Origin of the sequence: Methylobacterium sp. GXF4, assembly GCF_000272495.1 — a bacterium.
Lineage (GTDB): Bacteria > Pseudomonadota > Alphaproteobacteria > Rhizobiales > Beijerinckiaceae > Methylobacterium > Methylobacterium brachiatum.
This window is the reverse complement of record NZ_AKFK01000064.1, coordinates 1-21,496: the sequence shown is the minus strand read 5'-3', so window position 1 is coordinate 21,496 and position 21,496 is coordinate 1. Positions and strand designations below refer to the sequence as shown.

General features: G+C 68.4%; 23 protein-coding genes and 1 riboswitch. Of the genes, 10 read left to right on the top strand and 13 right to left on the bottom strand.

Translation table 11 applies throughout. From position 1 onward, the window contains the following. The first annotated feature begins 69 nt into the window (after positions 1-69). Positions 70-738 (top strand): phytochelatin synthase family protein, encoded by a 669-nt coding sequence (locus tag WYO_RS16390; RefSeq protein ID WP_244424198.1) that lies wholly within the window; start codon positions 70-72, stop codon positions 736-738. Positions 739-1,103: 365 nt separating this feature from the next. Here the strand turns inward: WYO_RS16390 and WYO_RS16385 are convergent, their stop codons facing one another. The 6 genes from WYO_RS16385 to WYO_RS16365 all read right to left on the bottom strand — a co-directional run bounded on the left by WYO_RS16385 (position 1,104) and on the right by WYO_RS16365 (position 6,894). Then, on the bottom strand, positions 1,104-1,832 hold the full coding sequence (locus tag WYO_RS16385) for a winged helix-turn-helix domain-containing protein (protein ID WP_007564493.1): 729 nt from the start codon (positions 1,830-1,832) through the stop codon (positions 1,104-1,106). Between the two features lie 151 nt (positions 1,833-1,983). Further along, positions 1,984-2,277 carry a hypothetical protein gene (locus tag WYO_RS29995; protein ID WP_007564492.1) on the bottom strand — a complete coding sequence of 98 codons (294 nt, stop codon included), beginning with the start codon at positions 2,275-2,277 and terminating at the stop codon, positions 1,984-1,986. Positions 2,278-2,431: 154 nt separating this feature from the next. Beyond that, the gene (locus WYO_RS16380; RefSeq protein WP_007564491.1) at positions 2,432-4,198 is read right to left on the bottom strand and encodes an adenylate/guanylate cyclase domain-containing protein; all 1,767 of its coding nucleotides are present in this window, start codon (positions 4,196-4,198) and stop codon (positions 2,432-2,434) included. Positions 4,199-4,314: 116 nt separating this feature from the next. Continuing rightward, complete coding sequence (locus tag WYO_RS16375; protein WP_007564490.1) at positions 4,315-4,836, bottom strand: FecR domain-containing protein; 522 nt, start codon at positions 4,834-4,836, stop codon at positions 4,315-4,317. Positions 4,837-4,858: 22 nt separating this feature from the next. Continuing rightward, the gene (locus WYO_RS16370; RefSeq protein ID WP_007564489.1) at positions 4,859-5,539 is read right to left on the bottom strand and encodes a Crp/Fnr family transcriptional regulator; all 681 of its coding nucleotides are present in this window, start codon (positions 5,537-5,539) and stop codon (positions 4,859-4,861) included. A gap of 371 nt (positions 5,540-5,910) precedes the next feature. Further along, positions 5,911-6,894 carry a proline iminopeptidase-family hydrolase gene (locus tag WYO_RS16365; RefSeq protein ID WP_128755022.1) on the bottom strand — a complete coding sequence of 328 codons (984 nt, stop codon included), beginning with the start codon at positions 6,892-6,894 and terminating at the stop codon, positions 5,911-5,913. A gap of 558 nt (positions 6,895-7,452) precedes the next feature. Here WYO_RS16365 and WYO_RS31620 point away from each other — a divergent pair. The 3 genes from WYO_RS31620 (at position 7,453) to WYO_RS31615 (ending at position 9,495) form a co-directional block, all read left to right on the top strand. After that, positions 7,453-7,968 (top strand): hypothetical protein, encoded by a 516-nt coding sequence (locus WYO_RS31620; RefSeq protein ID WP_007564487.1) that lies wholly within the window; start codon positions 7,453-7,455, stop codon positions 7,966-7,968. Positions 7,969-8,261: 293 nt separating this feature from the next. Then, complete coding sequence (locus tag WYO_RS16355) at positions 8,262-9,173, top strand: ADP-ribosylglycohydrolase family protein (protein WP_007564486.1); 912 nt, start codon at positions 8,262-8,264, stop codon at positions 9,171-9,173. A 154-nt stretch (positions 9,174-9,327) separates the two neighbouring features. Further along, a complete protein-coding gene (locus tag WYO_RS31615) occupies positions 9,328-9,495 on the top strand; it encodes a hypothetical protein (RefSeq protein WP_165486561.1) in 168 nt (55 codons plus the stop codon). A 22-nt stretch (positions 9,496-9,517) separates the two neighbouring features. On the opposite strand, the gene WYO_RS16350 is transcribed toward WYO_RS31615, so the two are convergent. Genes WYO_RS16350 through WYO_RS16340 form a run of 3 tightly spaced genes read right to left on the bottom strand, consistent with a single transcriptional unit; the run spans position 9,518 to position 13,124 of the window. After that, a complete protein-coding gene (locus WYO_RS16350) occupies positions 9,518-10,681 on the bottom strand; it encodes a heparan-alpha-glucosaminide N-acetyltransferase domain-containing protein (RefSeq protein ID WP_007564485.1) in 1,164 nt (387 codons plus the stop codon). Beyond that, positions 10,678-10,950 carry a hypothetical protein gene (locus tag WYO_RS16345; RefSeq protein ID WP_007564484.1) on the bottom strand — a complete coding sequence of 91 codons (273 nt, stop codon included), beginning with the start codon at positions 10,948-10,950 and terminating at the stop codon, positions 10,678-10,680. The genes WYO_RS16350 and WYO_RS16345 overlap by 4 nt, the downstream gene beginning before the upstream one ends. Continuing rightward, positions 10,950-13,124 (bottom strand): TonB-dependent siderophore receptor, encoded by a 2,175-nt coding sequence (locus tag WYO_RS16340; RefSeq protein ID WP_047170847.1) that lies wholly within the window; start codon positions 13,122-13,124, stop codon positions 10,950-10,952. Before WYO_RS16340 ends, WYO_RS16345 begins: the two co-directional genes overlap by 1 nt. A 165-nt stretch (positions 13,125-13,289) precedes the next feature. Continuing rightward, positions 13,290-13,500, bottom strand: a riboswitch (cobalamin riboswitch). Positions 13,501-13,759: 259 nt separating this feature from the next. On the opposite strand from WYO_RS16340, the gene WYO_RS16335 reads away from it, so the two are divergent. From WYO_RS16335 to WYO_RS16320, 4 genes are all read left to right on the top strand, one after another. Continuing rightward, entirely contained in the window at positions 13,760-14,356 is a 597-nt protein-coding gene (locus WYO_RS16335) for a TetR/AcrR family transcriptional regulator (RefSeq protein ID WP_007564482.1), read from the top strand. Positions 14,357-14,493: 137 nt separating this feature from the next. After that, positions 14,494-14,727: a hypothetical protein gene (locus WYO_RS16330; protein WP_007564481.1), complete on the top strand. Its 234-nt coding sequence runs from the start codon at positions 14,494-14,496 to the stop codon at positions 14,725-14,727. A 102-nt stretch (positions 14,728-14,829) separates the two neighbouring features. Beyond that, complete coding sequence (locus tag WYO_RS16325; protein WP_007564479.1) at positions 14,830-15,513, top strand: type 1 glutamine amidotransferase domain-containing protein; 684 nt, start codon at positions 14,830-14,832, stop codon at positions 15,511-15,513. Between the two features lie 154 nt (positions 15,514-15,667). Then, positions 15,668-17,077: an amidase gene (locus tag WYO_RS16320; protein ID WP_007564475.1), complete on the top strand. Its 1,410-nt coding sequence runs from the start codon at positions 15,668-15,670 to the stop codon at positions 17,075-17,077. 484 nt (positions 17,078-17,561) lie between these two features. Here the strand turns inward: WYO_RS16320 and WYO_RS16315 are convergent, their stop codons facing one another. After that, positions 17,562-17,783 (bottom strand): hypothetical protein, encoded by a 222-nt coding sequence (locus WYO_RS16315; protein ID WP_007564473.1) that lies wholly within the window; start codon positions 17,781-17,783, stop codon positions 17,562-17,564. A 484-nt stretch (positions 17,784-18,267) separates the two neighbouring features. Here WYO_RS16315 and WYO_RS16310 point away from each other — a divergent pair, with 484 nt between their 5' ends. Both WYO_RS16310 and WYO_RS29990 read left to right on the top strand, forming a co-directional pair. After that, a complete protein-coding gene (locus tag WYO_RS16310; protein WP_007564471.1) occupies positions 18,268-18,633 on the top strand; it encodes a cytochrome c family protein in 366 nt (121 codons plus the stop codon). Positions 18,634-18,996: 363 nt separating this feature from the next. Then, on the top strand, positions 18,997-19,248 hold the full coding sequence (locus WYO_RS29990) for a hypothetical protein (protein WP_081496991.1): 252 nt from the start codon (positions 18,997-18,999) through the stop codon (positions 19,246-19,248). A 163-nt stretch (positions 19,249-19,411) separates the two neighbouring features. On the opposite strand, the gene WYO_RS31610 is transcribed toward WYO_RS29990, so the two are convergent. The 3 genes from WYO_RS31610 to WYO_RS16305 all read right to left on the bottom strand — a co-directional run bounded on the left by WYO_RS31610 (position 19,412) and on the right by WYO_RS16305 (position 20,930). After that, the gene (locus WYO_RS31610; RefSeq protein WP_163006131.1) at positions 19,412-19,555 is read right to left on the bottom strand and encodes a hypothetical protein; all 144 of its coding nucleotides are present in this window, start codon (positions 19,553-19,555) and stop codon (positions 19,412-19,414) included. Positions 19,556-20,400: 845 nt separating this feature from the next. After that, a complete protein-coding gene (locus WYO_RS31605; protein ID WP_007564469.1) occupies positions 20,401-20,565 on the bottom strand; it encodes a hypothetical protein in 165 nt (54 codons plus the stop codon). An 89-nt stretch (positions 20,566-20,654) separates the two neighbouring features. Then, a complete protein-coding gene (locus tag WYO_RS16305; protein WP_007564467.1) occupies positions 20,655-20,930 on the bottom strand; it encodes a hypothetical protein in 276 nt (91 codons plus the stop codon). Positions 20,931-21,496: the final 566 nt, after the last annotated feature.

Sequence of the window (21,496 nt, the reverse complement as noted above, 5' to 3'; positions counted from 1 at the left end):
ATGGCGAGTGAACAGGCCCGACGGGGCTGGACGTGGGGGCGCCGTCTGCTCGCCGTCTTCGCGGCGATCGTGATCCTGTCCGGCATCGCCGGCGCGGCGGTTCTCGGTCCGATCCTTCTCAGGCCGAACGCCTACAAGGCCGTCACCTCGATCGAGACGCAGGCCACGTTCCACGATCCTGCGCTCCTGGCGCAGGCCTGGGCTCTGCCCGTGGCCGAGAAATACCGGCAACGGCCCTACGAATACCAGAGCAACCCCAGTTTCTGCGGTCCGGCCACCGTGGCCAACCTGCTGCGCTCGCTCGGGGTCGATTTCTCGCAAGCCGATGTGATCCGCGGCACGAAGTTCCAGCCCTGGTTCGGCATCCTCATCAACGGCCTGACGCTGGACGAGTTGGCGGATCTGATCCGCAGGCGGCTCGATCGCCCGGTGCGCGTCGTGCGCGATCTGTCGTTGCCCGCGTTTCGCGAGGCGATGCGCAGCAGCAACGATCCGAGCAAGCGGCTGATCGTGAACTTCCATCGCGGGCCGTTGTTCAGCCGGGGCGCCGGGCACTTCTCGCCGGTTCTGGGCTACCTGCCGGACCGGGACCTGGTCTTCGTCGGCGACGTGAACGGAACCTACACGCCGTTCCTCGTCGGTACGGAACGCCTCTGGCAGGCCGTGACGACGATCGACGGCACGTCCGGCAAGGCCCGCGGGTTGCTGGTCATCGATTCCACTCTTCCCTCGCCGTGATGGACAGCCCGCCCGCGAATGGTGCGCCCCGCGTGCCGACACAACCCGGCGCCATCGCGTCGGTCGCGACCGCCGCCTCATGCCGGGCGTGATCCCGATACGGCACGGCGCGAGAGGCGCCATCAGGTCAGCGCGGTGCACGCCGCCATGCCCCTTCCCGACACGGGCTGCTCTGCGGCCGGGGAAGACGCACGCGCCGGCCCCCACAGCGCCTTGCCCCCAGCCCCGGAGCACGGCTTCGCAGCGGCAAGAGGCAAAGTCCGGACACGTCGCGAGGCCTGGACCGCGACCTGCACGTCCCATAGCCACCGACTGGACGGTGCGGTCTCGCTCGCGGCCACGGCCGGCCGAGCGAATATGCGATCTCAGCGCGCTGCACATTCGACGGGAACGGCGAAGACGTATCCGACGCCGCGCTCGGTCAGGATTACGGCGGGTTGGCTCGGTTCCGTCTCGATCTTCCGGCGTAGCCGCAGGATCTGCACGTCGATGCTGCGATCAAAGACGTCCTCGTGGATGTGCGTTGCCTGCAGGAGGTACTCGCGGCTGAGCGGGCGCTGCGGCGCGTCGAGAAAGGCCGCGAGCAAGGCGTATTCCCCCTTGCTGAGGTCGACATCGACGCCGGCGGGATTGGTCAGGCGCCGCCGTCGCCGGTTGAGGACCCAACCCTCGAATCGTCGGCACGGTGCGTCGCGCGAACGATGCCGGGCGTGTCCCGCGGCGCGGCGGTGCACGACGCGCACACGGGCCAGGAATTCGCGCAGGCCGTAAGGTTTGACGAGGTAATCGTCCGCGCCGAGCTCGAGACCGAGCACACGATCGAGCTCGTCGCGGCGGTGCGCCGTCGTGAGGATGACGGGGATGTCGCTCCGCGCCCGCAATTCGCGCAACAGCTCCAGCCCGTTCTCCGAGCCCGGCCGCAGGTTGAGCACCACGAGGTCGAACTCCGTGGGGTCGGCCAGCAGCGCTTGGGCCTGCAGCCGGGTCGCAGCCGGTGTGACGGACACGCCATGCTCAGAGAAGTAGTCCGAGACGGTCCGCTGCACGTCCGCGTCGTCGTCGAGCAGCAGGATGCGAATCCCGGGTGCGGGCACGGCGCGTGCTCCTGTCGGCTCATGGGTGCGGAGACGTCTTCGGGAAGGGCGCGCTGCCGCTTTTGTCGGCCCGACGCCCTTCGGGGGACGGAAGCGCTTCGACGTCCGTCCGCCGGCTCATCGAACCGCCCGGCGGTCCGTCAAGGTCGGTTCAGCGGCAGGCGCGGACGTAGCTTCCCCAGGCGGGGCTGAAGACCAGGCGACAGCCGCCGTAATAGGAGCTCCGGTAATAGCCGCCCGCGGGATACCCCCAGCCATACCCGCCGTAGCGGTGATGGAAGCCGCCATGGAAGCCACCGTGATGGAAACCACCATGGTGCCCGAAACCGCCATAGCCGAACCCGCCGTGCCCGAAACCGCGGGCCTCGGCGCCTCCGGCCCCACCGGCCAGGGCGGCCAGCGCAAGGCCGGCTAAAATCGCAGTCTTCGTTGAAGTCGTCGTCATGGTGGATCTCCCTGTTGCAGTACAGGCACCATGCATCGGACGAAACCGTAGAACTGTGATCCGCATCACAGTTCCGGATCGAGACCTCCGGTGAGAGCGGAAAGCCGGCCGGCACCCCGGAACATCGGTCCTCCGCGCCATCCCGGTGCCGGGGCTACGAATGGGTCTCGCGCCGGTGCCGCAGCCACACCTCGAGGGTCTGGGTCCGCCCGCGGATCGATGTCCTCCGCCGCTCGAAGGTCCCCTCGGACAGGGCGAGGCCGGCCGCCTCCGTCAGCTCGGCGCTGAGCGCCAAGCGGGCATTGGCCTGCGCGGCGACGGCGAGCAGCCGGCTCGCGACGTTGACCGTGTCGCCCGTGGCCGTGATGTGCTGGTTGGTGTCGCTGCCGAGCCGGGAGAGGATCACCGGCCCGTAATGCGCCCCGATGCGCACATCGAGGGCCGGTCCGGCCTCCGACAGAGCCGGATTGCGCGCGATCCAGAGCCGCGTGCGCGATATCAGGTCTTCGGCCGCTTCGACGGCGTTCGACGCCTGATCGGGATCCGGGTCGAGCGCGCCGAACAGGATCATGGCGCCGTCGCCCATGAAATTGACCACGAGGCCCCGGTGCCCCGTCACGGTCTCGTCCACGAGATCGTGGAACGCCTTGAGCATCCCGCGGGTGCGGACCGGGCCCAGATGCTCGCTCCGGCGGGTGAAGCCGGTGAGATCAACGAACAGAACCGGGATGTCCCGCGCGACGGGCTCCGCCAGGTAGGCGGGATCCAGGGCGAGCCGGTCGGCCAAGGCGGCGGGCTGGAGCCGCCGCAGGACCTCCTCGGACCGCGCCACCTTGGCACTCTGGCGACGCTCCAGCGTCTGGCGGCCGGCCGCACAGAGCAGGGTCGGAAGCCCGGCTGCGGCGAGCGGCAGGGCAGCACTCAGCCAGAGGCCGTGAGCGAACGCGACGGCGCCCGCGACCAGCCACCCTGCGGTCAGGAGGAGCACGAGCATCATGCCCGGCCCCGGCGGCAGGAGCGCGATGAGCAGCGCGGCGCCGACGGACAGGACAAGGGCCGCCGCAGCATCGAGCCGGCGCACAGCCGCATCGCGGACGAGACCGTGCCCGGTCGTGAGATGGGCGATGCCGGTCGCGAGGAGTTCGACGCCGGGCATGACGGGGTCGAACGCCGTGACGAAGGTGTCGCCGCCTCCGAGTGCCGTGGCACCGATCACCACGATGCGATCGGCCAACGCCGCGGCCGGCGCCGTGCCGTCGAGGAGGGACGCCGCACTCACCGTGGCGATGGTGCGCCGCGGACCATAGGGGCGCAGCGGAAGGTGATAGCCGAGGTCCAGGGGAATCGCGGCGGTCCCGATCTGGACGCGGCCCTTGGTCAGGACCGGATCGCTGCGGGCCGCCAGGGCCGCCGCACGCAGGACGAAGGCCGCCGACGCGCCTTCGCTCGTCCGCACGATCAGCGGAAGGTGGCGTGGAACGCCCGCAGCATCCTCGGTCACGTTGACGAGGCCCGAGGCAACCCTCTCGCCGATCTCCGGCGTCGGCCGGTGTACGGCGGCGGCGACCGGGATACCGTCCTCGCTCGCGCTGCCGTCGAAGACCGCCGCCGAAGCCAGGACGGCGTTCGTCTTGCCGAGAGCCGCGGCGAGCGCGCGATCCGCCTCCGGCTGGCGGCCGACATCGAGGAAGAGCACGTCCACGGCGATCACCCGCGGGTTTGCGTCCGCGATCGTCTCGATGAGCCGCGCCATCGTGGACCGCGAAACCGGGAAGCCTCCTTCGCGCCGGACGGTCTCGTCATCGATCGCGACCACCGCGAGGTCGGCGGGTGGCGTGCGCGGACCCGCAAGGCGCAGGCGCAGGTCGGTGAGCGCCGATTCGAGACGATCGAGCGGCGTCGCGCGACCAACAAGGTGCATATGGCCGAGCCAGCCCCCCCATCCCAGCGCGCCAAGGAACGCGGCGCATACGAACCAGCGCTTGGTTCGGCGGAAACCCTGATCGGACCTCGGGACGGGATTTCGGTCGGCGGCGCTCAACGCCCGAAACGCTCAAGCAAGCTCCTGACGCGCTCCTGCGGCCAGCGCCGCACCTCCAGGGCGTCGCGGCCGTCATCGACATCCACGCCCTCGCCCGGCCCCAGCGTGACCGAGATCTGGGGGGCGTCGCGCCGGGCCACGTCGACATGGCCCTGCTCGACGAAAACGGAGGTGCGCGCCCGGGTCACGTCGACGGCGTAGACCGTGCCCCGCACCGAGGCGATCGCATGCGGGGTGAGGATCTGAAAGCCTTCGCGGCGGACGCGGCGGCTCGCCGGGATGGTGACGAAGACCGCGTGGCCGCCGATCTCGGCCCCTTCGAGGTGCCCGTCGCCGTCCCGATCCACCGGCCGCAGGGTGCCCGCCGTCTCGGTTTCGAGCACGAGGCCGTCGGCGCACCGCAGAACCCGCAGCGGTGGGTCGAAGCGCGTCGTCTCCGTACAGCGCGTCTGGGCGCCGACGGGGCCCGCGACGACGGTGAGGACGGCCACCACCGCAAGACGCGCTCCGGTTCTCATTCCATCAAACTCCCTCGCCAAGTCATGTCTGCGCCCGGTCCCCGAGCGCGACGAGACGCTGCGCAACCCGCACCGTCACGCGCGAGCGGCCCAGATCGATGATGCCGGACCCTCGCCAATCCTGAAGGATCCGGTTGACGCTCTCCCGGGCCGCGCCGACGAAGGCTGCCAGTTCCTGCTGCGTCACCGGGATCTCGGCACCGTAATCCTGCGACAGCATGATCAGACGCCGCGCCAGGCGCGCGTCGAGCGGCAGCAACGTCGCCTCCTCCATGCGGTCGCTCATCCAGCGCAGACGCTGGCACAGCAGGCCGATGATCTGCGCCGCCAGGCTCGCGTCGCGGGCCAGCAGCTTGAGGAAGTCCCGCCGCTCGACGACGAAGAGATCGGTCGGCTCGAGGGCCACCGCCTCCGCGGTCCGCAGATGGCCGTCCAGGAACGCGATCTCGCCGAAGACGTCGCCCGACCCCAGCAGGTTGAGCGTGACGGCACGCCCGGCGTCGGTGCCGGCCCCGATGCGAATTTGGCCGCGGCGTACCGCGTAGAGCGCGTCGCCCGGGTCGCCCTTCTGAAACAGGATCTCGTGCCGCGCGAGACTGCGCGTCGTGCAGAGGCCGGCGATGGTCTCGATGGCGTCCGAACCGAGGCCGGCGAAGAAGGCATTCGCTGTGAGCAGCCGGATGAGCGTGTGCGACGTGCTCACGACTTCGTCTCTCTGGCCCGCGAAGGCCGGCTTATGCGCGCTTCCTGGACCGGTCGGCAAGGCTTCCAATTCGCTTCTCTGGGCAGGAACCCGCACCAATACGCCGGGCGCCCCTATCATGGAGCGGCCAATACCCGACATCTCGGAGTCCGGGCGGCAGCATCTGCGTAGCGCGCCGACGACGCAAGGGCGCGCTCGGAGCGGCGCAGGCACAGGCGCGAGCCGAACCTTCGACGCCGCGGACGTTCCCCGAACCACGGTTTCGGGAGCGGCGCGCCCCGTGCGACGGCGCGCCAGCACGGGGCCGCATGGAAGCCGGGGCCACGCCTGCGTCTGAGAAAATGATGGCGGCCTCGTACGGGGATGCGACTTCAGGCTGGAAGTCGGCTCAGAAAGCCGAGCACGGCTTTGAAGTAATTCGCTTGATCGTCCCACATGGCGAGGTGACTGCCGCTGTCGCTCAGGAACAGCTCGGCATTCGGAATGAGCCGCGCCTCGCGGCGGGCACTCTCCGGATCCATCTCGTCGTACCGCGCGCCGATCACGAGCGTCGGCGTCGCGATCTGGTGCAGATCCGCCCACCGGTCCCACGCTTTCAGCTCACCCGTCGGCGTGAACTCGTTCGGCCCCTGCAACTGCCTGTAGATGTCCGTGTTGAGGCCGGAAAGGCTGCGCTGGACGGGGTTCGGCCATGGGTCGAGCCGGCAGATGTAGCGGCTGTAGAGTTCGCGCTGCACGAGGTCGGCGTACGCCTCGCTGTCGCCCAGCCCAGCCGCCTCCAACGCCGTAAGACGCATCCGCACGTCCTCCGGAAGCGTATCGCGCAGGTGACGCCAGTAGGCGCCGTAATCGGCGAAGCTGGCGCTCATATTGGACAGCACGAAGCCGCCCAGCCGCTCCGGGTGACGCAACGCGTATTCGATCCCCAGGATTGCGCCCCAGCTGTGCCCGATCAGCACGAACCGTTCGAGGCCGAGCCCGGCACGCACGGTTTCCAGTTCATCGAGGTATCGCGGCAGCGTCCACAGGCTCCGGTCATCCGGACGATCGGAGGCGCCGGTGCCGAGCTGATCGTAGAAGTACAGCGCATAGCCCGCTTGCGGCAGGAAGCTGGCGAAGCACTGCATGTAGTCGTGCGACAATCCCGGGCCGCCGTTGACGAGCAGAACCTTCTTTTCTCCGGAGCCGCGGCGCTGCGTCCAGACCTTGTTCCCGTTCGGGAGCACGATCCATGTCACAGCACCCGGATCATCGGTCGATACGGGCGCAGCCGATGCCGGCCTCGACCGCAGCATTGCCCCCGCGCCGACGGCCGCTGACCCGAGTAATACGTGTCGCCTGTCCGGCTGCATCATGCTGTGACCCGATCGCAATGCCATAAAGCGTCGTCATCTGCCGGGACTCGATCCTCGAGAACGAGGTCGCCGAGTGTCCGCGAGGAACAGCGCGTTATCCTGAGTGCCGATGCCTCGACCGGCCGCGATGCATACCCACCGATCACCTTCGCGATTTCGAACCGACGTAGGCCTTCACGCTGATTTTCTTGAGCATTCCTGAATTGTAACATGACGGACGAGCATCAGATGCATGCATTACGTGACTGCTACAGAAACAGAAATTCTGGTTACAGCTGTCATCTATCGGGCAGATCCTGGGCCGGGGGATGCCTCATGTCTGAGAGCCGCCTCCGAACGTCTTACGACGGGTTTCGCGGCCGGAACTTTGATCGGCGAGGGAGGCGCTGATGCCGTCACCGGGCCGGTCGCCTCCGATGCCGGCTTCGCCAACGCCGCCCAGGCCAGCCTGACCGTCTCCGGCCGCTACGCCCTCGCCGGCCCCCTCGACAATGCCGGCACCGTCACCCTCACCGAGGGCGGCCAGCTCCACGCCGGACGCGTCGCCAATCCGGCACCTTGGTCACCACCGGAACCCTCACCGGCGGCCTGTCCAACACCGGCCTGGTCCAGGCCGCAGGCGTGCTCGCCGGGCCGGCGAGCAACGTCCCGGGTGGGGTGATCGCGCTCGCCGGCACCACCACCGGCATCACCCGGCTTGCCAGCCCCGGCCAGGTCCAGACCGGGACGCTGGCGAGCACGTTCGGCGGCGTCTTCGGCATCCTCGCGAGCGGCTTCCGCCCTGCATTCCGCGATCCGCTCGTCGGCCATCGATCCAGCACCCCGCAAATAGGGCGCCGCCAATGCCTGAACGCGTTTGACGATCTGATCTCGGGTGGTGATCCGGATACCGTCCTCGTCCCGGGCGAGGATCACCTGGCCGGCACCGGTCAGGCCCAGGGCGGACCGGATCTCCGCGGGCAGCATCATTTCCCCGTCCTCGGTGACTTCGACGGTCACTCGCAAAGGCGTCGTCATCGCAACGTCCCGGTTTCAGCGCTGGGGGGCGGTGAGAGGGAAAAACCGTCACGATGAGGCGGTCCGCCTATGGCAGCTGCCAGCTCGCTGCGGTGTGTCCTCCCATGCCATAGACAGTAGCATGGGGTGGATAGGCGGGCGTGCCAGCACGCCTGCGGGGTGCCCGGCTACGGCTTCTTCCCAAATTATCAGACCAGTTGGCTCGGGGAACGCCCCACGTCTCAGCCGAGCCTTCACGCAAGGCGAGGTCGTCGGGATGCTGGCGCGACGGATCCCGCCCAAGAAATAGCCCGCTCGAACATCTTCAACCGAATGGACCGCGATACGGCATCTGGACAGGAGTAATCAGCATGTCCCCATCGATCGAAGACCGCGCCCGCGGTGCCTTCCTGGGCCTCGCCGTGGGTGACGCTCTCGGCGCGACCCTGGAATTCGAGCCCCGCGATACGCATCCCCTCCACACCGAGATGCTAGGCGGCGGTCCCTTCAACCTGAGTCCGGGTCAGTGGACCGACGACACCAGTATGGCGCTGGCTCTGGCCGAGAGCCTGATCGCTCACCCGGACTTCGACCCCACCGACCTGATGCGGCGCTTCGTAGCTTGGGCGGAAGGTGGCGCCTACTCCTGCACCGGTACCTGCTTCGACATCGGCCTCACCACCCGGCAGGCCCTGAGCCGGTTCATGCGGACCGGCGATCCGTTCGCGGGCTCGACCGCCCCCGACACCGCCGGCAATGGCTCGCTGATGCGGGTCGCGCCGGTGGCGCTCCGGGCGCTCGACGACGATGCCCGGGCCGTACAGATCGCCCGAGATCAGAGCCGCACCACGCACGCTGCAGCCGAGGCGGTCGAAGCCTGCGACCTGTTCGTCCGGATCCTGCGCGAAGCTATCCAGGGCGCCGGCAAGGATGCGCTCCGGTCCCGTCCGTGGGATGGGACCGCCCGGATCCGAGACATCGCTGCGGGTACCTGGCGCGGCAAGGCACGCTCGCAGATCAAATCCTCCGGCTACGCGATCGATACCCTGGAGGCCGCGCTCTGGTGCACGGACCAGGCCGCCAGCTTCGAGGAAGCGCTCGTGCTCGCCGTCAACCTCGCGGGGGACGCCGACACGGTCGGTGCGGTCACCGGCCAGATCGCCGGCGCGGTGTTCGGGGCATCGGCCATCCCGCAGCGCTGGTTGGGGCCCCTCGCCTGGCGCGAGCAGCTGGAGACCCTCGCCACGCAGCTCGTCCGTCTTACGGTCGCTCCAGTTCGGTAAGCCGCGCCATGGCTCGCCTCGTGTCGGTCCGGCTGCTCTTAATGGCTCTCGGTATGCAGTCCCGAACTGTGAGGGTGCATCATGGACGCTGACGTGTCTGGCGGAGGATGCACCGTGGCAGGCGCTCTTCACGGCAGCGCCCGATCGACGCCGCGTGCCTTACCCTGAACCTGTCGAAGGGCGCGCCGAACTCCAAGCGGTGGAAGACAATCGCCGTGCCCTTGCCGCCGCGTACGGCCTGAACCCGAAGACGCATACCGACGGCAAAATCCTCACGGATGCGGCCGTCAAGGTCGTCCACGACGAGGATCTGCCGCGATGACCCGCCTGAACGGCGCGTCCGGTCACAGGTAACTCAGACCGGGCCAGGATACGCGGCGCTTGAGACCGACCATCCCGTGGCAGGCGGCGTAGAGGGGAAGACAGAGCGCGGCGGCGATCAGCCAGATCAGAACGGGCGCGCCGACTTCCATCCGGCCCGAAGCGGCGACGAGACCGATCCCGGCCGCGGCCGTTTGCAGGGCGCGCAGCAGGAATAGGTGCAGGAGATAGAAGAACAGCGGCGCACCGCCGAACACCTGCAGCCCACCCGAAATCGCCGCCGGCAGGCGCTCGAACAGGGCCAGCAGGACGAGGCCGAGGCCGAGCGTCGCGAGGAGGAAGTCGGCGGAGGGCGGGTATTTGGTCAGGTTGAGGAAGGCCAGTGCCGTATCGACCATCGTCGCGCCGGGCTGCCAGGGCACGGGATCCCCGTAGCCGTTCAAGCCGCGCAGGACGGCGAAGGCCGCGAACGCTGCCCCACCCCAGATCGCAAGCCGGCGCCGCCTCTGTTGCGCCGGTACGGCGCCGCTGAACCAGGGTCCCAGGACGTAGCCGGCCGCGATCACGCCGATCCAGGGCAGGACCGGGTACGAGGTCCGTGCCACGCCCCAGGGCAGCGGGATCAGCCCGCGCAGGTGCAGGATCGACCACAGGGCATAGCCGGGCTGGTCCGGGGCGAGGGCGATCCCGTCGAGGGCGTTGTGCCCGAGCATGATCACCAGCGCGAGGACCGCAAGCGCCGCCCGCGGCAGCCAGAGCAGGCCTGCGAGCGCGACCATGCTGACGCCGATCGCCCAGATCACCTGCAGGTACAGGATGGGCGGCGGCAGGCTCGCGGTCCAGGCGAAACTCACGAGGGTCACTTCCAGCGCGATCAGGAGCAGGCCGCGCTTCAACAGGAAGGCAGCGGTGGCCGCCCGTCCGCCGTGTTTCTGACCGTACAGGCTCGCCGACAGGCCGGTGAGCAGGATGAACACCGGGGCACAGATGTGCGACGCGATCCGCGTCCAGGCGAGCGCGGCCGGGGTCGCGGCGAGGTCCATCGGGTCGCGGACCTGGGCGTACAGGTAGACGAACTCGCGCACGTGATCGACGAGCATCAGCAGCATCACGAGGCCGCGCAGCGCATCGATCGCGGCGATGCGGTGTGACCGATGCGGCGTCGGGGCGATGCCTCCGGGGGTCATCGCGCGACGTCCGAGCCGAGACGGCGCAGGAGCCGGCGCACGTCGGCCGGCGTCCAGATTGTTCCGCCGCGGGGCTTGCCGATATCCCGGCGCGTCATCTCCGACGCGATCCCTTGCGCCGTTCGACCGGTCTCCCGCGCGATCGTCTCAATCAGCGGCTGCAGCGCGAGGACGTAACGCCGGGCCCGTGCGGAGGCGGCGTTGCGCCCGGCATCACCCGGGCGGACGGGCCCCGGCTGCGCGGGACGCTTCTCGGCCAGACGCGCCATCAGAACCGAACCGTGAACGAGCCGGTGAAGCGCCGCGGCGAGCCCGGATAGACGCGGAACACGTTGAGCGAGCTCTCGTAATATTCCGTGTTGAAGATGTTCTCGACGTTGAGGGCCAAGCGGACGTTGTCGAAGCGGTAATAGGCCAGGGCGTCGACCGCGATGTAGGCCGGCAGGACGAAGCCCGAGCCCGCCGCATCCCCCGCCCGCTCGCCCACGCCGCGCACGCCGCCGCCGATGCCGAGGCCCTTCCAGTCGCCGCCCTGCGGCTCGTAGACCGCGAGCAGGCTGCCCGAATGGCGCGGCACGTTGATCAGCGGCGCGCCCACGGGCAGCACGTTGTCCTTGGTCACCACCGCGTCGGCGAAAACGTAGCCAGCCAGCACCTTCAGTTCCGGCGTGAGCTGACCCTGGGCGGTCAGCTCGAAGCCCTGGCTGCGCACGGCGCCCGCCGCGAGCGAGAAGCCGCTGTTGTTCGGGTCGGGGGTGAGCACGTTCTGCCGCTCGACCCGGAAAGCCGCCGCCGTCAGCAGAAGGTTGCCGCCGAACAGCTCGGACTTCACCCCGACCTCGTAGCCGAGGCCGGTCTCGGGTGCGAGCGGCGTGCCGCGGGTCACCGCCGCGGCGTCCGGGCCGATATTCGGGCGGAAGCTCGTGCCGACATTGGTGTAGAGCGCGAATTCCGGGATCGGGCGGTAGACGAGCCCGGCCCGGGGTGAGGCCGCAACCCGCGATTGATCGACCTGGCTGCGCGGGGCCCGCTCCCGGAAGGACTGCTCGAAGATGTCCAGGCGCATGCCGACGAGCGCCCGCCATTCCGGGCTGAGGACGATCTCGTCCTGGGCGTACAGGCCGGTATTGGTGACGCGCTCCAGATTGTTGCGCGGGATGGTGATCGGCGGCAGCGCCTGTCCGTAGACGGGCGCGTAGATGTCCAGCGCGTAGGGGCTCGTGCGGAAGTTCGAGCGGAAATACTGTGTGCGGCTATCCGTGCTCTCGCGGTCGACTCCCAGCAGCACGGTGTGGCCGATCCCGGCCGTGTCGAAGCGCCCGAGCAGCTCGGCCTGGCCGATCGCCACGTCCCAGCGGTAGTCACGCACGTTGCGGTCGCGCGACACCGTGCGGTTGTTCGGGGCGAGCGAGCGAACCTCGGCGGACTCGCCCTCCAGGTCGCCCGTGTTGAGGTAGGCCGCGAGACGCATCTGCCAGGCGTCATCGAAGCGATGATCGATGCGCACCTGCATCGTGTTGTTGTTCTGTTGGTCGCCTCGGTTCGGTTCCCCCAGGAAGCGTGAGATCGGCAGGAAGCCGAGCTGCTTGTTGATCGCGATCACCCCGCGGTCGAACACGATGCGGTTCTTGACGAACTCGGTCTCGACCGTGATCCGGGTGTCCGGCGTGACCTGCCAGCTCACCACCGGCGCGACGAGCAGACGGTCGCTGTTGACGAAGTCCCGGAAGCTGCCCGCGCCCTGGGCCGCGAGGTTGAACCGGTAGAGGACCGTGCCGTCCTCGTTGAGCGCGCCGCCGGCATCCACCGTACCGCGGGTCAGCCCGAACGAATCGACCTGGGTGCCCATCTCGACGAAGCGCTGGGCGGTGGGCTGCTTGGTGATGATGTTGACGAGGCCACCGGGATCGCTGCGCCCGACCAGGCCGGCACCGGGGCCCTTCAGCACCTCGATCCGCTCGATGTTCTGCGCATCGGGCGGGGGCGGGAATCCGCGATTGAGCGGAAAGCCGTTCTTGTAGATCTCCGAGGTGGTCACCCCGCGGATGGCGTAGCTGAAGATCGTCAAGCCGCCGAAATTGTTCTGCTGCGCGACGCCGGGCAGGTAGTTGAACACGCGATCGACGCGGGTGGCGGCCAGATCGCTGATCACCTCGCGGGGCGCGACGGTGACGACCTGCGGCACGTCGATCTGCGGGGTCGCGGTCCGGGTCGCGCTGACCGCCCGGGTCGCGCTGTAGCCGGGCGTCGGCCCGATCAGGCCGATGCTGTCCGACGCGCTCGTCGTACCGGGGACCGCGCTGCCGCCGACATGCTCGACCGAGACCTCCTCCAGGGCGACGCTCTCCTGCGCGCGCGTCTCGCCGATTGGCGAACCCGCTGTCAGGACCGCCGCGAGGGCGACACGCGGGCTGTGGCGGCGGAGCCGCGACCGTGAGCGGATCCGCGGGCCTCGGGCTTTCGCGAACGGTTCGATCGTGGTCGGCTTCGGGCGGACTGGCACCGGCACACTCTGGGTTGTCGAGCCGGGGGCCAAGCGTGAGCGCGTGCGCGCGACGGGCCCGCGTGGCCGCGCCGGACATGCGTTCCACCGGGGCACCCCGCCCGAGGGTTGTCGACGCGCCGAGGCAGGTCTCCTGGCTCGCGGGTCACGATCCCTGCCTGGCCTTCCCGATGCGAGGCATCAGTGACCGAGGAGCAGCAGGAACTCGCCGCTTACAGTTGCGGGGGCAGCTTCAGCTTTGCCGTTGCCGGCGCACTGAATTCCCATCTTCGCCTACGGACCGAAGCCCGCGGGAACCTTGGCCGATCGATACTCGCCGCGACGCCCCCCGGGGTCAACGGCCCATGCGCAGAATGCAACGTTGTTACATTCGCTGTGGCGCGACGGTCACAGATCCTGGTCGCGCGACCGTAGGATCGGTTCATGTCCCCGGCGGCAAACCCCGGGCGGTGGGCCGAGCGTGCGCGCCGGGATGTCACGCCGACATCGAGCCCCCCTTGGTCGCCTCAGGAGCGCACAAAAAATATCGTCCGAGGCCACTAGACGACCGGTCTAATCAAAGCTATCTCAGCGTCATGGCACGCCTCAACGCGCATACCGACACCCGGCAGGAGATCCTCGACACCGCCTACGGCCTCGTGGGTGCGAAGGGGTTTTCCGGGGTGGGGCTCAACGAGATCCTGGCCTCGGCCCGGGTGCCGAAGGGCTCGTTCTACCACTATTTCGGATCGAAGGAGGCCTTCGGTGAGGCGCTTCTGGCCGACTACTTCGAGGGATACCTGGCCGATCTCGACGCGACCCTTGCGGAGCCCGGCCTGAACCATGCCGAGCGCCTGATGAACTACTGGCGCAAATGGCAGGCGACGCAGGGCAGCGTCGATTACCAGCGCAAGTGCCTGGCGGTGAAGCTCGCCGCGGAAGTCTCGGACCTGTCCGAAGTCATGCGGCTCGCCCTCAAGGACGGGACCGCCGGGATCATCGAGCGGCTGGCACGGGCCATCGAGGCGGGGGTCGCGGAGGGCTCGCTCAAGGTCGAGGGCGAACCGCATACCATCGCCGAGGCGCTCTATCACGTCTGGCTCGGTGCGAGCCTGATGGCGAAGATCGTGCGGACCGACGCGCCGTTCGAGGCCGCGATGGCGACGACGCGGCGGATCCTCGGGCTCGCCTGACGCTGATCCGACGAAGGTGAGAGGCAGCAGAACCGTGCTTAGGTATGCGCAAAATTGAGACGACCGGTCTACTCAAAAGGGACGATGTGGCTTCGGCGACCTGCCGAGAGCCCACGACCGCAACCAGGAGAGATACGATGCCCTACGCAGCCAAGACGTTCGCCATCCCGTCCCTCGTGATCGCCGGGTTGGAGAGTGCCGTGCTCGGCATGCCCGCAGCCTCGGCGCAGGAGAGGATCACCCTCGAGACCATCGGCGCCGTCCGCATGGCCAGGGCCGACGAGGTCCGCCGCGCGAGCCTCCCGGTTCGCTCGATGGAGACGGCGCCGGCGCACGACCAGGTCGCAGAGCGGCCGTCGAAGGCGCGCTAACGCCGCCCTCCTTCGCTCACCACCCAGGATCCGCGCAGCCCGCTCCACGGAGCCGCCGCCGGCAATCCCCGGCTTCATCCCCGACACATACGGAGACCGACGATGAAGATCCTGATGGTGCTGACCTCCCACGATCAGCTCGGCGACACGGGCCGCAAGACCGGCTTCTGGCTGGAGGAACTCGCTGCGCCCTACTACGTGTTCAAGGATGCGGGCGCGGAGATCGTGCTCGCCTCGCCCCAGGGGGGCCGGCCGCCGCTGGACCCGAAGAGCAGCGAACCCAGTTCCCAGACCGATGCGACGCGCCGGTTCGAGGCGGATTCGGATGCCCTGTCGGCGCTGTCGAACACGACCAAGCTCGATGCCGTCACCCACGACGCCTTCGACGCCGTGTTCTATCCGGGCGGGCACGGTCCGCTCTGGGACCTCGCCGAGGACCCGACCTCGATCACGCTGATCGAGACGACGCTGGGCGCCGGCAAGCCGGTCGCGCTCGTCTGCCATGCCCCCGGTATCCTCCGCCACGCGAAATCCCCCGACGGGACGCCGCTCGTCCAGGGCAAGGCGGTGACCGGGTTCACGAACAGCGAAGAAGAAGCGGTCGGCCTCACCCGGGTCGTTCCCTTCCTGGTCGAGGACGAGCTCCGGCGGAATGGCGGCCGGTTCTCCAAGCTCGGCGACTGGGCCCCGCACGTGGTGACCGACGGCCTGCTGATCACCGGCCAGAACCCGGCCTCGTCCGGGCCCGCCGCCGAGCGTCTGCTCGAGCGTCTCGCGAACACATGACGGACAACCTCAGCCGTCCCCGAATGCCGACCGACCGCGCCGCCATGCGGCCGGACGGCCTGCCCCGGGTCGGTGCGCGCCGCCCGGTCCGGCGCAGGCTCGGACCGCAGCGGGGAGTCCCGCCCGCAACACGCATCGTGAAGGATACCGGCCCATGACAACCGACATCGTTTTCTCGGACGCCACCCAGCTCGCCGCCCTGATCCGCAGCCGCCAGGTCTCGCCGGTCGAGGTGATGCAGGCGCATCTCGACCGCATCGCTGCGGTCGACCCCAAGATCAACGCCATCGTCACCGTGGCGGAGCGGGCGCTCGACGACGCCCGTGCGGCCGAAGCCGCGATCCTGGCCGGCGGCGAGCTCGGCCCCCTGCACGGGGTGCCGTTCACCGTGAAGGATTCCATCGATACCGCGGGCGTCCTGACCCAGCGCGGATCGCCGATCTTCAAGGGCCGCATTCCCGAGGCGGATGCCACGAGCGTCGCCCGGCTGAAGGCCGCCGGGGCGATCCTGCTGGCCAAGACCAACCTGCCGGAATTCTCCTACTGGATCGAGAGCGACAACCTGCTGTCGGGCCGGTCGAACAATCCCTGGGACCTGGAGCGCACGCCCGGCGGCTCGAGCGGGGGCGAGTCGGCGGCCATCGCGGCCGGCATGTCGCCGCTCGGCCTCGGCACCGACCTCGCCATCTCGGTCCGGGGACCGGCCGCGCAGACCGGCATCGTCTCGCTGAAGGCGACCCACGGGCGGGTGCCGATGACGGGGATCTGGCCGCGGGCGCCGCGGCGCTTCTGGCATGTCGGTCCGATGGCGCGCTCGATCCGGGACCTCGCACTCGCCTTCTCTCTCCTGTCCGGGCCCGACGGTGAGGACGGCTACGCGTCCCGCACCGTCGCGGCCGATGCCGGTGTCGGGTCCGCGCCCGGCCGTCCGCTGCGGGTGGGCTGGCTGGTCGAGCCCGGTTTCGGCCCGATCGATCCCGAGGTCGCCGCGACCGTCCAGGCGGCCGCCGAGGCCCTCAAGGGCGCGGGCTGCATCGTGGAGGCCGTACGCATCCCGGCGCTGGAGCGCGACTTCGCCCTCGACGTGTTCAACAAGCTCCACGTCATGGAGATGAAGCCGGCCTTCCGGGAGGCGACGGAAGGCCGGAGCCGGGACGAGCTCTACAAGATGGCCAGGACCATGCTGGCGCTCCCGGACACGTCGATGGACGATTACATCGCGGCCGAGCAGGCGGCCGAGCGGCTGCGGGACGGCTATGCCGAGTACTTCCGGCGCTACGACGCGCTGATCACCCCGGTGCTGCCGATCCCGGCCCACAAGCACGGCGTCACCGAATTCGTGATCAACGGGCAGACCGTCGACGCCACCTATCTCCAGGGCGCGACCGTACCGCTGAACGTCACCGGCCTGCCCGGACTGTCGATGCGGTTCGGGACCAGCCGCGAGGGACTGCCGATCAACGTCCAGGTCGTGGCCAGTTGGCAGGCCGAGACGACGATCCTGCACGTCGCCACCTTGTTGGAAGCGGCCAGCCCGGTCCGCGACCGTCATCCGAGCCTCTGAGGCGCTGGGCTCGGCACGGAGCGGGGCGTTGCAGCCTTGCTCCTCCCGGTCGGTGGGCCATGGGCCTGCCGGCCAGCGCAGGATGGTCCGGCGTAGCGCGCGGCACGCCGAGCGTCGACCGATCGGGAGAACGCCCCGCCGAGCTATGCGATCTCGGCCGCGCAAACCCTCATGGCCGAACAGCGCGTAATTGCTCCGGCTGTCCGGTCCTCCCGGATCAAACGTCCCCGCCCGGTTCGCCGGTTCGGGCTTTTTGTACGGCCCAAACTTTGCCAGCCCAGACGTTGCCAGAGCGCGCCGGCGCCGCGAAGAGACCGCGATCCGGCCCGCGGGGCGATCCCGACAGCGTGCGTCGCACCGTCCAAGACATCGTGCAGGGCCACGAGGGACCGACGGCAAGAGCGGTCATCGTTCTTCCACCGGGCCACCGCGCTGGGGTTTATCTCTCGCCTGGGCGCAAATCCGATCAGACTGCCGGCAGACCTCACCAGAACCAGATCACGCGGCCCGCAAGGTTATAGATCGGCACCCAAATCGCCGCGGCGGATAGGACGGAGGCTACGACCAGCGGCAGCGGCGGGCGGGTGCCCGACATCCTCATCGGCCGCGCAGTCGAAATCACGTCGTCCACTTTCGTAACCTCAAAAATTGCCATTCGGCGGATCAGGCCGTTGAACCACTCGATGACCGGGGCGGACGACTGCAAAATCCCCTCGGGATTTGCTGTACTCGCTGGAACCGGATGAGAGCGGCTCTATGGCAGAACCACCGGACCAGCACAGCTCACTCGGTCGGGTGGTCAGCCATGTCGTCACCGCTGGCCGGTAGCGGCCAGACGTGGGGCCGAAGGCGCGCAGGGCGACGCCATCGTGCTGGTCCCTCGGCTCAGCAAACCGATCCGAATGCTCCTGAGTCGGGGTCGTGACCTGAAGTCCGGCCGTGGTGCTGCGGAGCATGGCCGACCGCAAACGCCACACCGCGAGGTCCGCACGGCGAGCGGGCGCGTTCAACGGGCCGGCGGCGGTGTTCCGGTCTGCGGATGCGACTGTGGCAAACCGAGCTGCAGCTTCGGCCCAGCTTCGCGCGCCGGTTGAGAGAGGGGCCGGAATAAGCCCCTATCGAGAACGTCAACCTCTGGCTGCGCCAAGCTTCGCCTCGCCATCAACCTCGCTTGGCCTATGAGGAAATTCATGCGTTCAATCGTCTTCGGCGCCGTCCTCGCGTTCCTGATCCCGGTCTCAGCGCTGGCCCAGGAGGCCGGTGATGCGGCGGCCGGCGAGAAGGCGTTCGCCCCTTGCAAGGCGTGCCACAACTTCCAGAAGAATGGTGTTGGCCCGGACTTGAAGGGCGTCGTCGGGCGCAAGGCCGGCACCTACGAAGGCTACAATTTCTCCGCCGCCCTCAAGAATTCTGGCATCACCTGGGACGAGGCCAACCTCCACGAATGGCTGAAGAACCCGAAGGCGAAGGTGCCGGGCAACAAAATGATCTTCCAGGGCATCGCGGACGACAAGAAGATCAACGACGTGATCGCCTACCTCAAGACGCAGTCCTAAACGGGCCGCGTTCCTGAGAGCTGCGAGCACATGAACCGGCTCCGACAGCATTGATCTTAGACCCGCCCGGCATCGCTGGCGCGGGTCTTCGTTGCGCATCGGGCAATCGAACGACGATATTAGACCGACGTTTTGAGGATCGAATTGTCTTGCTGCAACCCGTTTTGCGGGTCGAAGACGGTCGCCGGCGCAGCGGATTCGGCGCCGATTTCCTCGGTCCCCGCCGGCCCCGCCAGGCGGGGCGTTTCGTGACTTGGTGCGCCTCGACCGACAAGCTCAGGAACAGGAGGGGGCGGCGGAGACGATGCGGATACTATGCTTCTGCCGCGGGTTATCCAGTATCGACTGAACTGGAGATCCGCCGTGAAGAAGCTCCTCCTTGGTGCATGCGCCCTAGCCCTGTCATCCTTCGTTGTGACGCAGACGACCACTCCCGCCGACGCGCGCTCACGTCACATGAAATCGGCCAAACGGACCGGCATCCCGATCACGAACAACACCGGCGGACGCGGTTCATCTGGTTCTGCTGCGGGTGGTAATGCCGGACAGCCCTCCCGTGGGTCGCGCTCGATCGGCGGCAGCGGCGGTGGTGCCGGCAACGGCGGCGGCGGCTGATCGCGATACGGCAAGGCGCTGACGCCCACCGCACGCCGCGGGTTGAGACGTCTCGGACCTTGTTTGCACCGACCGCGAGCCGCCGGGACGGGCCGGCCCAGGAGGGGCCTGCCGATGCGGAAGTTCGTCGCGGCATGCGGCTGAAGCCACGCCGCTTCGGCCGTCAGGCCGGCAGGATATGGAGCATCCCGCCAATCGCGCCGACCATGCCCATGCCGATCAGCCCCGCGGCGATGTAGATCCGCATGCGGCTTCGATCCGCGGACAGGGGTCGGGTTTCTTCGAGGTAGTCAGACCAATCGACCACGGAGCCCCGTCGGGTTGCACCAGTTGAAGGGCGCGTCCCCTATGCCTCTGCCATGACGGTGCGGTGACCTCGGCAGTTCATCGCGCCTGCTGCTGATCGCGCTGGGCATCCTTGCGCCGGTCCTTCTTCCGGCGGGTGACCGGGATCGGCGTCCTGCCCTCTCCGGCGGCACCCTCGGTCGGCGTGACATCACGGAGGCGCTGCGCTGGGCCCGCATTGCCGTCCACGGCCTGCGTCAGGGCATAGAAGGCCGCCCGCGCGATGTCCGTCTCGGATGCCTCGGGGTGCTTCTCGCGGACGGACGCGAGCAGCGCCTTACGCTTGATCCCCGGCGCAGCCAGCCCGCGAATCTGGCGATCGAAGCCATCATCATTCCTTCCGTCGAGGGACGATGGCCCGGCTTGCCGGCATCGCAGGCCTCAATCCGCAGCCCCTGCTGAGGGAAGCGACACGGCCTGCTCGAAGCATGAAGGCGTCGTCTCATCCATATTACAATTGCATGACACGGCCACACCTTAGGCTTATCGGCCCTCGCGCCTTGTTCGCTCGAGAATCAACACATATTCAGCCGACGTTCCTTCCCGAGACCGGAACCAACTCAGGGCGCGCCTTGCGGATAGGCGCGCCTTTTTCGTCCCACCACCGGCAGGCGCTTGCTCCGTCGATCTCCGGGCTCGCCCACCCTCATTGCAGTTCGCAGCTCCTGAGCGACCGGCACCCGGAGTTACGCCTCTCGCGGCCTGCTTGCGCATCTGCCGTCCTCGACGAAGCCAAGACCGAGCACGCGCGCCACCCGCAGGACGGCGGATTGCGCGCCGGCGTTTCTCGCCCGATCGGGTCCAGCGCTACGGCTTGGGCTTCTGGCTCGGCGGAGCCGCCTGGTCGGTCTGTGGCTCCATCTTGGAGGAATCCGCCTTGGTGGGCGTGTTGTTCTCGGCCTTCTTGTCATCGCAGCCGGTCACACCGATGGCGAGCAGGGCGATGAGGGCGAGCGGCTTGTGGGCGTTCATGGCGGTCTCCAACACGGTCCCGTGACGGGCGCAGAGAACGCCGGGTGGATCAGGACCGTTCCGGATGCGCTGCTCCGTGCGTAAGCCAGTCAGTGAAGCTGAGGCGCCGTGCTCAAGCCGATGCCGCGTGGCGCAAGGCCCAAGGCGATCCGCTGGCGCTCGGTCGGGCCGCAATGCTCGTCCCTGAACGCGAAGACGACCATGCCGGTGCGTTCGCAGATCACGCTGACGGATGTCGCACCGTTCCGGGTGTGCTGGCGGGGGTACTGCGCCAGAGCATGTGCGGTCGCGGCTTCGAGGCTGCGCGGCCAAAGCTTGGCGGCGACAACCCGATGATCCTTCAAGAATTCAATCCTGTAGGCCACTGGCGTCCTCCATTTTTGATCACCATAGACCCATCGTCAGGCCGCGACATGCAGTCGAACCGCATATCTTCGCAACGACACATGCAGCCTGCACACCCCGCGCGCGGGGTTCGGATGGGCGACGCCGCCTGTTTCGCCGACAATGGAGTAATATTCAGATATTATTCCACAATAATACTTGAATAATATAGACAGATTGGCGCGTCTCAATATCTACGGCAGATTGTCGGCCATCGGACGCATATGAGTTAAGCAAGGCCCGCAAACCCTCATCTGTCGAAGCAGTACTTAGCGGTGGTCAACCGGGGCCGGTCGTCGCTCGTGACCGCGCCGGCAAAACTGAAGCAGCTTGTCGCCACGAGACTATGCGGACTGAGATGGAGACCGAGGCGGCAGCACGCCACTCGATCGGCTGCCCGGCCAGACGCGGCCTGGGCTTATTCCGGGTTGGCCATCGCGGCGGCCAGTCGCAGGCCATCGTGGCAAGCGGTCAGAATGTGGATCTGGAGGCCCCAGGCGATCGCTCTAGGTCGCCGTCGGCCGGGTGACCTGACCGGTATTTTGGA